Below are 13,591 nucleotides of genomic sequence, written 5' to 3' on the forward strand. Positions count from 1 at the left end.
ATATGCCCGAAGTTCCCGAATTGTTGACTTTACGACATAATCTCTTAACGCGTTTTAAAGGACAAAAGCTGACCCAGTTTAATATTATTTGGGAAAGGAAACTGAAATTCCCGAAAGACCAAATTATATCGGCTGTCATCGGCGCAAAGTTGAAGGGGATTGAAAGGAATGGTAAAACCCTAGAACTGCACTTTGATAATAAAAAGACAGTTGGTCTTCATTTAATGCAGAGCGGCAGACCATATTTGATTCCCGCCGAAGGCGAGGTGAAGTGGAGAATCTGGGAGATGACTTTTGAGATGGGCTTAGGTTTTGGTATACAAGACTGGACTGGGGGAACTCAATTGGTTTTAAACCCTGTCAAGTCAAGCGTACCTGATGTACTTACTGACAGTTTCACATTTGACTATGTAAAATCGGTTTTTCAGAAAAACAAACGAATGCTTGTGAAGCCCTTATTGACAAACGCAAGATATTTCAGGGGTTTAGGAAATGCTTATGTCGATGAAATACTCTGGGAAGCAAAGGTATCACCTGCATCCTTCGCGTATTTGATTCCAGATAGTAAAATAGAAGAGCTGATTTCAGCTATTGAATCGGTGTTGATAAATGCAGAAAAGGAGATTAGAGAAGTTACTGGCCCTGATGCATTAATGATTGAAAAAAGAGACTTTATGAAAGTTCATAACTCCAAAAGAAAAAACGATCCAGATGGATACGAAATTTTCACAGGTCAGGTTGCAAAAGCAAAAACTTACTGGACTGCAAACCAAGTACTTTACGAACCAAAGTTGCACCTATTTGGTAGGGCATTGTAAATGATTCCGATTAATTTAAATGGTTAATAAATGAGTTTTTATATTCTCTCTGCTGCTAATACTCAATTCGAGGTTGATTCTTCGATGATCAAAACATTTACCGCTGGAAAGTTAGGTAAGCCCGCGATCACCGTGTCATCAGAATACGTAAAGTACGAAAACAGTGTTCTTTCGATCATTACCGAAATCATTTTCGGGGGGTTTATGACAGATATGTTTCACCCAGCAGTTCATTCAAGCTATATTTCCGATTTTGAAATTGCCCCAGATTTACTTCTATCCGATAAGAATTTTGATCCGTCTATCGCACTGCTAATGAAATGTCATGAGTTAGCTCAGGCACATGCATTCGGTATTTACGTGCTACTTTGCAAAGAGCATTCTCTACCCTTGACAGGGATGGATAAGACCCCTACAATGAAGTATGATTATAAAGCTGAGACTTTCCTTGAAAAAATTAGAATATCTTACTCTTTAAATTAGATATGGCGTATCACATTCATGGCGTAATTGCCAGCACAACTGAGTTTAATGATCAAAGATTAGGACTCTACACACTTGGTGAATTGGGAAATGAAGCTGGCTTGAAGGTGGAAACAAGCATTGGCGATTATAAGAAGGGCATTCTACACATTCTAAGTAAACTTACGCTTCTGATTGAACAAGATGAACAAAGCCACTGGCTGTCTAGCTGTAAATACGTTACAATCTTCGAATTAGATGAACCTTCCCGTCTCCTAAGAGGACCCTCGAAAAATGCGCTTAACCTTTTAAAAGAATGCTGCGATTTAAGTCAAGCACATGCATTCGGGCAGTTTTATTATGCCTTAACAAAGAATAATTTACCACTAGTCCCCTCGCAGATCCAACCATTTGAAGGATTTCAGAAAGCCTTTTACGCATTCCTAGAAAAAAATAATGAATTGAAAAAGAAAAGGTAGAGGCATGGTTTTTTCCTTAGGCTTTTCATTTCTAGAAGAATTAGTATTACGACAACCTATAAATGTTATATTTATGAGTCTGTACAAGTATTTCGCCTAACATTGGGCTTCATTGCTCGAAAATTCATGGTGTGATACTCTTAATCAAATGGTCGACTTAACCATGAAAGATGTTTGCACGCTTACAGTTGCGATCACTATTCCATCTAAGGTGCGGGAACAGTTGCTCAACCATCCCACTATGATGCGTTATGAAAACTCCTCAGCTATTGCCGACAAACTCTTGATACCAATTGGTACAATGACAGTTCTAGAACCAATTGAAATAATCCTGGATAAATTTCGGAATGCTCACCTGAGGTTTTTTGAGATGACTTTTTCTCGAATGGTCCTGAATTACAAAGACGGGGCTGACGATACGAGTGATATCATCGTCGTTACGCGAAACAAACACTACAAATTACATAAACAAAGATTGGTTGATCAACTTGACATGGTCCCCTTGCCAGACTTTGCACTTACCCTTGATGGCAAACCACTCCAAGAGACTCAGGTGTACGGTCTTCCTCGCGGGCTAGACATGAATATTCCTTTTCTAATCGAAAAACTGGATTTGTTGTTAACGAATAACCTCACAGGAGAGATAGAACAGACAATTTCATTAGGGTTAGAAGATTCTCTGCCGTTATTTCGTGAGAACCTGTAAACAAAAAGAATTCTTTTAAGTTACGTCCGGACGAGCTTACAGAATCTTAAATAAAAATCTCAGCGTATTTTTGCTCAATCATTTCTACTTCTTGTTCTGTTAATTTGTTTAATACTCCATCGACGTTTCTCGTGAGGGTTCCTCCTGAATGATTTAACGCCATAACAAGGTTTGCGATTAACCTGTCTGGCATCTCAAAATGATTATCTAAATAGTGTTTCATCCGGTCATATTTGTCGAGATATGCCAGCTCATCAGGCAATTTTTTCTCTACCGTTTCTTGGACACAGCCGTATAAAAACTCTGCTAGCAAAGTGGCGTCAAAATAACGGTACAAGTCAATTGTGTCATTGGTAATTGCTAATTGATCATCTGCCCCGGTTGTCCAATCGACAAGTCCAAGGCGTTCATGCGAATGGTGCCTTAAAAGCTCATCATACTCGTTTATTCTAGCTAGGATTGTGGATGAAATCGGAAAGATCATTTCTTTAACGAAAAACTTTTTCCGAGCTAGCACATGATGCATAAGATACTGGTGTATCCTTCCATTCCCATCGTCCAATGGATGAATGAAAATGAATCCAAAAGCGATAAGGGTTGTAGCTAAAACTCCATCAAATTCAGCATCCCTTTCGAGTACTTCGCAGGTCTGGAAAAGCCCATCCATCAATTGATCAAGGTCGTGAGCCTTTGCTGGCAAGTGCTTAGGAAGAATGGTTCCATATCTTCTATCACGATCTCCTACGAAGCTTTCATCAGTCCTGTAACCAGGTGTCAAAAATCTGGCCGTGTGGAATAGGGAATTCTGCAACCGAATTAGCTCTTCTTTTGACACAGGGAGATTCCCGGCCTGTCTAAGGATGCGTGACCATCTTTCCGTCTTTGAATCCTTCACTTGAATTTCCCCAGTTGCGAAAGTTGAATTCGATTCTTGAAAACCGAGGGTGGTACACGAGCGGGCAAGTAACACTGGATCAGCGTGGTCGATAATCTTTTTCACCTGTTGGGCTAACCCTGATGTTATAAACTTATCTATCAATGTTGTCCGCCGGATCATTGGACAGAAATCCTTTACCCCTGGAAGGTTATTGCGTATGCGGTGCCGCATTGAATTTTGAACATTGGCATTTAAGGAATATTGTAATGTTTCATCTACTAGCTCAACATAGTTTCCTGTATGGATATCAGGTATATCTAGCTTTTGATCTAATAGCCACTCATAAAGGAACCAAACCTTTCTACTGTATTGCCCTGTTGGTTCTTTTAATATCTCGTGGATAATCACATCACCAGTCACATGAGTAAATAAAGCTTTCAAGACCCCCAGCTCGATTCCCTCATATTTCATTGCGAATGTCAAATGACCAATCAGCGTATCGACTGGCATATGTCTTGGAGTAAAAACCCTCCACAACTCATTTTCATACTTCCTATGCTTAGTACTGACCAAGGATAAGATGTGTGGGATGGGCGTTTTGAGATTATAGTGATTTATTATTGCTCCATATCCTGCAAGGTAGGCTAGCTCAGGAGTTGGTCTTCCCTGGAAGTCATTTTTCAACACTGAAAGGTAGTGATTCACCATAACACAAGTTACCCAAATTCTTGTAAACCGCTTACAACCCGGTAAAATATATATTGATGAACCTAATTTGTGCAAAACATATAATTTAATATCATTAAGTTTAACAAGCGCATTCCATGATTAACTGGCATGGTAATACAATGAACTAGTGACGATCTCTGGTTAAAGGCACCTTGAATTTTTTAAATAACACCTTTCGAAGATCATTAGCCTTCTTTATTGCTTGTTTAGGATCGTCTACCCAAAATGTGCCTCCTACACCCCATTGTTTGTCCGGGTTGATTGTTTCTGCGTCACGCATTGCAATAATGTGATCGAAATAGGATTCTGGTGTCGGTTCGTCCAGGTTGTCACTCAGAAGGTCCCAAGGATCAAACAAACCACCATCACGGTGTAATGAAATGTAGTAGGGTGTTTTACCAGATTTCACCAAATCGGCATATTTGTCCACTTCTAGCTTGCAGTGTTGCAAAGGAATTGTTTTCAAATCAGCACCACCTTCGATAAATCTGTTGAGTTTTGCTATTAATGTCTCAATAACTTCAAGTTCGCTAAACGCCGCTATCGGTGTCTGCTGATCATCATCTCCACGATAAAGGATAAAAACTGTTTTGTCCAAATTTTCGGTGTTTATCGGCATGCTGTTCAACGTAGTCAAAAGATGAATAGGTAATTTGAAGAAAGTTTATCCAATTCCAAAAAGGCAAGGCTATTTCTCAATTTCCGGCATCCCGATTACTTGACTTGTACCATAATGAATTATTTGAAAGATCCTCGTATTGCCCTTATTGGCAGAATCGGTGCGTAGTCATTTTTACCGGATTTTTCGAACCCCACTACCTGGATCTTAATAGTAAAGAACATGAAAGTTGGTATATCAAGCCGAAGAATAAGAAATATTTTGTGCTTGGCGGAATTTGCATTGAATGGAATCGCATTAAAACGTTGAAGTATTGTCACGACTGACGCCAGCCCATTACTAGCGGAGGTTCATAATGACGATAAGCGTCAACACTAGTTTTAAAAGGAAATGCCGCATTGGCTTGGCTTGTGACGGATTTAACAGAGGATGAAATGAAAAGCTTAATGGTTTATCAATATCCAGACGATGAAACGGAGACTTATAGAGTCATTGACGGAATTTTACTATGCTAGACTTGACACAAACGTGCCCGAAGCAATAAAGCCCTATGAAGACCTCCTTTCGATTTATTATCAATGTATGGAGTTAAAGAAGGTTGAAGATGTCAAGAAAACGAAAACCGGAACACTCAATCTATCTCCCGAAATCATTCCTTTACAGAATAGGGTTTTGCTTTGGATGATTACCAAAACAAGGACCGCTTCGAGATTAAGACGTGGATGATCACCCAGCAAATTTATGAGACACACCTACCTCTATTTAGGAAAAGGAGTAAGAATTATTCCTGTTTAAAGCTCTTCAATCTGACGCATCAGTTTAGCGATATATTCCAGAACTAGTTCCTTATCACGTCTCTCAGCCGAGTAACTTTTTGATCGTAAACTGCCGTGAGAAATGTCCTCCTTGTAAGGCGTTGATAGATATGGCGCAACTGCCTGGAATATGGCAGAAAGAGATTTACCTGCAATAATTTTTGACTGATCAGCTGCTTTGAAAAAAATAGCCAATTGATCGACGGTTAACTTGCAAAGTACCTTATCCGCAGTCTTCCTTACATAGCCAGATGACTTGATTTCCATGGCCGTTGACTCACAAACTTTCTCAGTATTGCTGCGCGACCTAAATTCAATTTCGCAGATAAACCATTTGTTGATTGTCAGGGATAGGTCATCATATTGTCTATCGTAGGCTAAGTCTTTGATTACCGGAATTTGATTAAATAACTTTTGAATGTAGGCCAAATGCTTGATCCTAATGTCACCAGACGCAAGTTCCTCGAGCTGACTTGTAAAGCGATCAGTCAGGTATCTAGCAAACTTTGTTGAGTTGAAATTCCTCTCAATGAGTAGCAATTCCAGATTGCAAAAATATTCGTCACCCGCAATTCTTCCTTGATTTCCGCGAATCAGTTCGTTTAGACCTTTCCAATAATCCACTTGACGCGAAGTGATGTTCGGCAGGTTTTCTGCATCGAACGCCTTGGTAAATAATTCCTTTAATAATGACAAGAGCGATGGATAACCAATTAGTAAGCTGCTATCTACTGGCTGAGCAAAATCAATGCTTGGCACTGCTAAATGGTATTTCCTTAATGGAACATCCAGAGCTAGACTGACTGAGTATCGCTCCAAAAGGAATGCATGAATGTCTGCCAAGTTAGCGGTAACCAATTCGAGAGCTCTCTTTGGAATCACTGACGCAATAGGAACCAGCGTTAAATTGGATTCTGCATTGTCAATCAAGCTATTCAACGCACCGAAGTATGAATCTAAAACCTCCTGAAATTTTCGCTTTTTAGGATATTGAAATGTGAGCTTCTTTAAATAAGCAATCTGTCTTCCCTTTTCTTCCATCACCTCCTCCGAAAAGTCTTGCAAACGATGCTCTTCAAAATCGGCAAAACTCGCTTGTGCAGGGTTGAATTTATTAACCACACGATCCAACCATTCTAATGCAAATCCCTCCATACAATCACTCCAGTTAAATGACACCCCTAACGCCCTTGGTCAAGGAGATGTAAAACTCGAAGCTTTGCCTATGAAAGTAAGGAAACGGAATAAGCGCCCGGAGAGCTGGCGGCTTTGCTTTTGCTATTCTTTACAATAGAAAAAGCCGCCATTATGCCGTAAGCTTTTGGCGGCTTTAAAAAATTCTTAAATAATAGGGACACTTATTTAGCTGCACTTTTGCCGAGTTTTATTGTCGAACTAACCGAGTCTATTAGACAGATCCCTTGCAGGAATTTACAGGACCCTTTTTCAAATCCCCTTTGATTCAAGCTTGAAACGCAATGCTTCCATGTCATTGCTGACCTTCTTATCAATGATTTTTGCGTAGTGCTGTGTTGTTCTCAAATCTTTGTGACCCAGCATTTTAGAGACACTCTCGATCGGCACGTTATTCGACAACGTAACCGTTGTTGCGAAGGTATGCCGAGCCAAATGGAAGGTAATATTCCGTTCAATTCCACACACGTCTGCAATTTCCTTCAAATAGGAATTCATTCTCTGGTTTGTCATTACAGGTAACAACCTATCTTGACTGATGCATTGAATATGTTCCGAATATAGCTCCAAGATCTTTAAAGGAACTGGCAACAAAGGAATTTTCGAACGAGTATCCGTCTTCTGTCTTTTTATGGACAGCCATTTCTTGCCGTCAAAGCCATCAATCATCTCTGATCGCTTCAATTTTTGAACATCAACATAAGAAAGTCCAGTGTAACAGCAGAAGACGAAAATATCTCGAACTTTCCGCAACCGTTCATTCGGAAATTTCTTATCAACTATTGCTGCAAGCTCAATCTCATCCAGTGGTCTTCTATCCACTTCTTGTTTAGCCATGCTAAAAGCGAAAAAAGGGTCACGAACTATCCATCCACTCTTTACGCACAGCAGCACTATCTTCTTAAAGTAGACGAGGTATTTCATGGTCGTATTGTGCGAAATATTTCTCTTCCCTTTCAAATAGAACGCATAGGCCGTGATCAAACTGTAGTCCAGTTTATCTAAACTTACATCCGCAGCTTTGTATTTAAAAAGTAAAAACTCCTTCACGTTTCTGAACGCTGCTTCATATCGGTTATAAGTGCTCCTTGTAAAGTCTTTCCCAATGAGTGCCTGCATCTCATCGTTATGCTCTTTGAAAATTGCCATTATCATTCTTGGACGGTCCTCTATTCCAAGTAGCACGTTTCTGATGGATTCCGCATTCACCTCTTTGCCTGAATCGATCAGTCTCCTATGGGCTTCGTAAACCTTGGTTTGCAAACTATCGAGGTAGGCATTTACACTTCGAACTTCTTGTTTCGTGCCAGCTAATCGCCCTGATTGTGAATTCCACTTCTCCGGCTCGCAATCTCTTTTTGCGGCTAACTCGAAACGACAACCATCAGTTGTAATTCGAATGTAGATTGGCATTTTGCCACCAACATAGTTTTTGGGCTTTTTTAAATAAAAGAGCAGATTAAATGTTTTACTAAGCATAACATACTTTTTTTATGTGAATAAAAGTAGGTTTGCAGTCTGAAAAAATCAAGATGTTTACGAGCTAAACCATCTGTTATACAATACGTTACACCATTTCTGGTGAGTCAATTCCGCTTTTGGAGCTGACTCCCGAATAACTCACCAGAATTTTGTCAATAATTGCATATTTTGACACTTTTTCAAAAAACAAAAACCCCGTAAATCATTGATTTGCAGGGTTTTGATTGTTTTTGATAAGCTATCTGGTGCACCCAACGAGATTCGAACTCATATCGTCGGTACCGGAAACCGAAATTCTATCCATTGAACTATGGGTGCTTTTTTTGCAGGACTTGAGCCTGTAACGGGGTGCAAATATAGGCTGTATTTTGTCTTTCGAGCAACATGATCGGAAAATTAGTTGCCATTTTTCGAGTAAATGTTGCCTTATAGTTGTTTCAGCAGCTCCCAATCTTTAACATCTTTCAGATAAAGATAGTCCAGCAGGACGCCGTTGACATTGTTGATCAAACGGTGACCTTCGACAAATGGCACCACCTGGGTTTTGATGTATTCGTGGTCGGAAATTAGGCCTTGCGTCTGATTGTCATAGGAATGGATCGCTTCGGCGCTCAGTTCCAGTTCACAGTAAAACATGTACATTGCCTCGTCACTCGTGCCTGTTGACGGGTAAAATGGTTCTTTATTTACTTGAACAAGCTGTTCTTTTTGTACGGTTATTCCAGTTTCTTCAAACACTTCCCTCGCAGCAACAGCCGCTGCGTCGCTTTCACTGTCCAGCATTCCGGCCGGATGCTCGTAAGTCATGGACCCGTCACAAATCCTGCGTTGCTGAACCAGCAGAAGATACTTTTCCTTTGTTTTTGCATCAATGAAACATATCAAAACGCTGACAACTTCACCTTTTAAAAAACAAATCGGTGGAATTTTGTTGCCTTCCGGTGTCGTTGCGTCTGTTAACAATAACGAAAAAAGAATTTCTCCTTTGCCATTCCTGCGGCTATAAAGTTCGTCGATATGATGGATTTCGAGTCCGTTACTTTGAAGCTTGTTTGTCCAAAGATTGTATTTATGAGAGTCGGTAAGCTTTTCGCTCATGATATGATGGCTGTGCGCCGCACATTAATTATACAAAGGAAACGCAACGGCAACGTAGGGAACACCATAACTCTTGCTGAACCGCTTTTGCCCATTGTCAAGCTTAGCTTCGGTTGCATAAACGATCCTGCCTTTTGTATAGCCCAGTTTCAAACCAACTCTATCAGTAATCCAGTAGCGAAGAAATATTTCCGACTGACCGTTCTGATTGTCCAGCGCCAGGGGAAGCAAATTGAGTGTGGCTGGATTGCTTTTTACGTATTTATTATAATATTCTGCGCCCTCTCCTTCCGAAAACGTTGGTTTGGTGTAAAGTCCGTTTCTCCGCAATCCAAATGCAAGTCCGAAGATGTCGGTGTTGGCGCCAATGTCAAATTTCCAAAGCCTGACATTTGCGCCTAATAAAAAACTTGCGCCATTTGCAGTCAGCCTTCCGAATTTCAGTGTGTCCTGTGATAGTGCATTGTCTTTTGGCAGCAAATTGGTCCTGCCTGCATAATATCCCCACGTCCGAATGCCCCAGCCGATTCTAAACCATTGAAAATTTGCAAGGCTTAATTCCTGATGATACATGATCGACGGCACCCATTCTTTATCCTGATACCCAAGCCCCAGATCAATGCCGGATGTTACACGGGAAAGACTTTGTGTAAACCCCTGAATTGAACCAATAAAAATAAAAAGTACTATTAATCGGAAGCTTTTCATTGATTTTAATGTGATGTGATGGGCAAAGGTAAAAAAATGTACAAAAAAATAAGGCAGAGAAGTCCATCTCTGCCTTAAGTATGGTTACAATTTATTTAAACGGCGGCAAACACCTTAAATTCCTATGCCTGATGATTTTTTCTTAACAACAATTGCACCCATCGGCGGCAAATCCAAGATCACAGAATTGCTTCTTCCATGCCATTGATGACCTTCGGATGTTACCGGGCCTCCATTTGTCATGCCGCTTCCGCCATATGACGTTTCATCTGAATTGAAAATCTCCGCCCACGTTCCTTCCGAAAGCACGCCAACGCGATATCCATGTCTGGGAACAGGCGTCAAGTTCAGCACAACTACAACATCCTGATTCGGGTCCATCGCCTTTCTTGCAAATACCAGAACCGAATTTTCTCGATCCTGTGTATCAATCCACTCGAAGCCTTCGTGCGAGAAGGAATAATCGTACATGGCTGGCTCCGTTTTGTATAATTTATTCAAAGCAGTCACGCATGCTTTCATTCCCTTATGTGCCGGATTGTCAAGTAAATGCCAGTCGAGGCTTCGCTGGAAAGCCCATTCGGAAGTCTGCCCGAACTCGCAGCCCATGAACATGAGCTTCGTGCCCGGATGGGTAAACATGTAGGTGAACATTAACCGCAGATTGGCAAACTTCTGCCATTCGTCGCCCGGCATCTTATTGATCAAAGATTTTTTGCCGTAAACAACTTCATCATGAGAAAATGGCAGCATAAAGTTCTCCGAAAACGAATATACCAAGCTGAATGTCAGCTGGTCCTGATGCCATTTGCGGAAAGAAGGATCTTTTTCAAAATACTTTAATGTATCATTCATCCAGCCCATCATCCACTTCATACCAAAACCAAGACCGCCCACGAACACCGGACGAGAAACGCCCGGAAAAGCTGTGGACTCTTCTGCAATGGTTTGAATGTCAGGAAATTCCGTATACGCTGCAATGTTCATTTCTCTGAGCAGAGAGATGGCCTCCAAGTTCTCACGACCGCCGAATTCGTTCGGAATCCATTCGCCGTGTTTTCTCGAATAATCCAGATAAAGCATTGAAGCAACGGCATCTACACGAAGACCATCCGTGTGATATCTGTCCAACCAAAAAATGGCGTTACTGATCAAAAACGACCTTACTTCGTCACGTCCGTAATTGAAGATGTAGCTTTTCCAATCCGGGTGATAGCCTTTTCTCGGATCTTCATGCTCGTAAAGCGACGTGCCGTCGAAGCGAAATAATCCGTGTGCGTCGCCCGGAAAATGTGACGGCACCCAGTCCACATAAACGCCGATTCCTGCCTGATGAAGCTGATCAATCAGATACATTAACTCCTGAGGCGTTCCCATGCGGGAGGCGCACGAAAAATAACCCGTTATCTGATAACCCCACGACGGCGGGTAAGGATGCTCCATAATAGGCATCAGTTCCACGTGCGTAAAGCCCATTTCCTTCACGTAGGGAACGAGACTGACCGCAATTTCTTTGTAGGTCAAATATCTTTCAGGATCGGAAGGATCGCGCTGCCAGGAGCCCAAATGCACTTCATAAACCGAGATAGGCGCATTCAGCTTGTTTTTTTCCTTCCGGATTTTCATCCAGTCGGCATCATTCCACTCATACCAGGTGTCCCAAACAATGGACGCTGTGCGCGGTGCAACTTCGCACCATAACGCAAATGGATCGGATTTTTCCTGAGACTGACCGTTTTGCGCAACAATGTAATATTTGTAAACCTCTCCTACCCCGATATCCGGAATCCAGCCTTCCCATATCCCGGAGCTATCCCATCTGGCTGCAAGCGCATGCGTGCCATTATTCCAGCCATTAAAATTGCCAATAACCGAAATGTAACTTGCATTAGGCGCCCACACCGCAAAGTAAGTTCCGGTGACGCCTTTTACTTCCATTACGTGCGAACCCAGCTTCTCGTAAAGCTTATAATGCTTCCCCTGGCGAAACAGGTGAATATCAAATTCTGTGAAACGGCTAACAGTTTCCACCGCATTCAACCCGTGATCCCGGACAATGTCCAATTTGTTTTCAGCAAGATCTGGGAGTGAGTCTGTCTTTTTTTTTCCTGTTGACTTAGCCATTTGAAATACACATTTTTAAATTCTTACGAGCATGTAAGATTTGCAATTTTATTAAACTATTTCTTAAAATGTATATATTTTTTTAGGCCCAATAGCTAATTCCATCAAATACAGCGGCATAATTACATTGCGCCAGCAGCTTTTTCTACCTGGTCAAGCACACGCATTATGTTACCACCCCAGATTTTCTGGATCTCATTCGCTGAGTAACCTCTTTGTACTAATTCTTCTGTTATGCCGCCGATCTGGCTTACATCTTGCAGGCCGATCACCTCGCCGCCGCCGTCCAGGTCCATGCCAATGCCAACATGGTCAACGCTCGTCAGCTTAATCACATGCTCAATGTGGTCAACCGCCTCTTTCAGCGTCGGCATGTCCGACTTGTATTTTTCATTAATGGCCTTCATTTCATCACGAAGCGCTTTTTTATCAGCATCGGACAGATCCGTCTGACGGATTTTCAACCGCAATGCTTTGAGTGACATTTCATGCGGCTGCGAAGGTTTTTTGACAAAACCCGGCACAAAATTGATCTGAATTACGCCTCCGTTTTTTGCCAAAGTTTTGATCATATCATCGGTCATGTTGCGCGGCACATCGCACAATGCGCGGCACGAGGAATGCGATGCAATAACCGGCGCCTTTGTTAATTTGATTACATCGTAAAACGTAGAATCGGAGACGTGGGAAATGTCAACCATCATTCCCAACCTGTTCATTTCTTTCACAACATCCTCTCCCAGAGCGCTCAATCCATTGTGTTCCGGGCCATCGCCATCAGTTGATGAATCGCAAATGTCGTTATTGGACGAATGTGACAATGTTACATAGCGCAGGCCGAGATCGTAATATTGTTTGAGATTTGAAATGTCCTTTCCAATTGGCCAGCCATTTTCCATGCCGATAAAAACCGCCCGCTTTCCTTCTTTTTGCAGCCGATAGGCATCTTTTGAAGTGGTCGCAATGCCTGCAACGGCCGGATTCAATTTTACGGATTCATGTATTTTGTCAAAAATTGCTAATGCTTTTTTCTTAGCCTCTGCATTCGCCTCATCCGAACGTTTGCCTTGTCCGAGATAAACCGCGAAAAACATGCCGTCCATGCCGCCTTTGATCATCCGCGGGAAATCAATCTGCGATCGGTCCTTTTCATAATCATGTTCCACAGCAATGTCAAAACCCGGCTTCATCATATTGATCGGCACATCGGCGTGCGTGTCGATGGTGAGGGCTTTTTCATGGATTTTAGCAGCCTTAGGTGACATTTTCACCGGGGCAGTTTGCGCCAGCGAGAGGACTGGCAGCGATAACAAGAGTAACAGCTTTTTCATATTCAGGAGTGATTGGTTAAAGGAATTTGATCTCTTTTTAAGTTGTGTCTTTTTTTCTGATTTATCAACTCACGACCACTTTTCCTTCATTTTCTCCTAAATAACATCATCATGGTTCTATTAAACTGCATTTATTTATTCAAATGTTG

The 13,591-nt window shown here is 41.6% G+C and carries 14 protein-coding genes and 1 tRNA gene; 6 read left to right on the forward strand and 9 right to left on the reverse strand.

Annotated features, from left to right (window positions below; translation table 11 throughout):
- The first annotated feature begins 2 nt into the window (after positions 1-2).
- From LZG73_RS10960 to LZG73_RS10975, 4 genes are all read left to right on the forward strand, one after another.
- Positions 3-818, forward strand: a complete 816-nt coding sequence (locus LZG73_RS10960) for a DNA-formamidopyrimidine glycosylase family protein (RefSeq protein WP_233848779.1) — start codon at positions 3-5, stop codon at positions 816-818.
- A 30-nt stretch (positions 819-848) separates the two neighbouring features.
- Complete coding sequence (locus tag LZG73_RS10965) at positions 849-1,301, forward strand: hypothetical protein (RefSeq protein WP_233848780.1); 453 nt, start codon at positions 849-851, stop codon at positions 1,299-1,301.
- A 2-nt stretch (positions 1,302-1,303) separates the two neighbouring features.
- The gene (locus LZG73_RS10970) at positions 1,304-1,759 is read left to right on the forward strand and encodes a hypothetical protein (protein ID WP_233848782.1); all 456 of its coding nucleotides are present in this window, start codon (positions 1,304-1,306) and stop codon (positions 1,757-1,759) included.
- 148 nt (positions 1,760-1,907) lie between these two features.
- Positions 1,908-2,465 (forward strand): hypothetical protein, encoded by a 558-nt coding sequence (locus tag LZG73_RS10975; protein WP_233848784.1) that lies wholly within the window; start codon positions 1,908-1,910, stop codon positions 2,463-2,465.
- Positions 2,466-2,511: 46 nt separating this feature from the next.
- Here LZG73_RS10975 and LZG73_RS10980 read toward each other — a convergent pair whose 3' ends face one another.
- Together LZG73_RS10980 and LZG73_RS10985 are read right to left on the reverse strand one after the other, a co-directional pair.
- Complete coding sequence (locus LZG73_RS10980; protein WP_233848792.1) at positions 2,512-4,050, reverse strand: Fic family protein; 1,539 nt, start codon at positions 4,048-4,050, stop codon at positions 2,512-2,514.
- Between the two features lie 145 nt (positions 4,051-4,195).
- On the reverse strand, positions 4,196-4,669 hold the full coding sequence (locus LZG73_RS10985) for a hypothetical protein (RefSeq protein WP_233848794.1): 474 nt from the start codon (positions 4,667-4,669) through the stop codon (positions 4,196-4,198).
- A gap of 125 nt (positions 4,670-4,794) precedes the next feature.
- On the opposite strand from LZG73_RS10985, the gene LZG73_RS25675 reads away from it, so the two are divergent.
- Positions 4,795-5,016 (forward strand): SOS response-associated peptidase family protein, encoded by a 222-nt coding sequence (locus LZG73_RS25675; RefSeq protein WP_409014329.1) that lies wholly within the window; start codon positions 4,795-4,797, stop codon positions 5,014-5,016.
- Between the two features lie 142 nt (positions 5,017-5,158).
- Positions 5,159-5,416, forward strand: a complete 258-nt coding sequence (locus tag LZG73_RS10990) for a hypothetical protein (protein WP_233848795.1) — start codon at positions 5,159-5,161, stop codon at positions 5,414-5,416.
- Between the two features lie 65 nt (positions 5,417-5,481).
- Here the strand turns inward: LZG73_RS10990 and LZG73_RS10995 are convergent, their stop codons facing one another.
- From LZG73_RS10995 to LZG73_RS11025, 7 genes are all read right to left on the reverse strand, one after another.
- The gene (locus LZG73_RS10995; RefSeq protein WP_233848796.1) at positions 5,482-6,660 is read right to left on the reverse strand and encodes a hypothetical protein; all 1,179 of its coding nucleotides are present in this window, start codon (positions 6,658-6,660) and stop codon (positions 5,482-5,484) included.
- A gap of 291 nt (positions 6,661-6,951) precedes the next feature.
- Positions 6,952-8,178 carry a site-specific integrase gene (locus LZG73_RS11000; protein ID WP_233848797.1) on the reverse strand — a complete coding sequence of 409 codons (1,227 nt, stop codon included), beginning with the start codon at positions 8,176-8,178 and terminating at the stop codon, positions 6,952-6,954.
- A 246-nt stretch (positions 8,179-8,424) separates the two neighbouring features.
- Positions 8,425-8,499: transfer RNA gene (locus LZG73_RS11005), tRNA-Arg, on the reverse strand.
- A 108-nt stretch (positions 8,500-8,607) separates the two neighbouring features.
- Positions 8,608-9,279 carry an NUDIX hydrolase gene (locus LZG73_RS11010; RefSeq protein ID WP_233848799.1) on the reverse strand — a complete coding sequence of 224 codons (672 nt, stop codon included), beginning with the start codon at positions 9,277-9,279 and terminating at the stop codon, positions 8,608-8,610.
- A 24-nt stretch (positions 9,280-9,303) separates the two neighbouring features.
- On the reverse strand, positions 9,304-9,987 hold the full coding sequence (locus tag LZG73_RS11015; protein ID WP_233848801.1) for a hypothetical protein: 684 nt from the start codon (positions 9,985-9,987) through the stop codon (positions 9,304-9,306).
- Positions 9,988-10,101: 114 nt separating this feature from the next.
- Positions 10,102-12,111, reverse strand: a complete 2,010-nt coding sequence (glgB, locus tag LZG73_RS11020; RefSeq protein ID WP_233848804.1) for a 1,4-alpha-glucan branching protein GlgB — start codon at positions 12,109-12,111, stop codon at positions 10,102-10,104.
- A gap of 122 nt (positions 12,112-12,233) precedes the next feature.
- Positions 12,234-13,442, reverse strand: coding sequence for a dipeptidase (locus LZG73_RS11025; protein ID WP_233848805.1), 1,209 nt, complete (start codon positions 13,440-13,442; stop codon positions 12,234-12,236).
- Between the last annotated feature and the right edge of the window lie 149 nt (positions 13,443-13,591).

This window comes from Dyadobacter sp. CY326 (assembly GCF_021390515.1).
In the GTDB taxonomy this organism is placed as follows: Bacteria; Bacteroidota; Bacteroidia; order Cytophagales; family Spirosomataceae; genus Dyadobacter.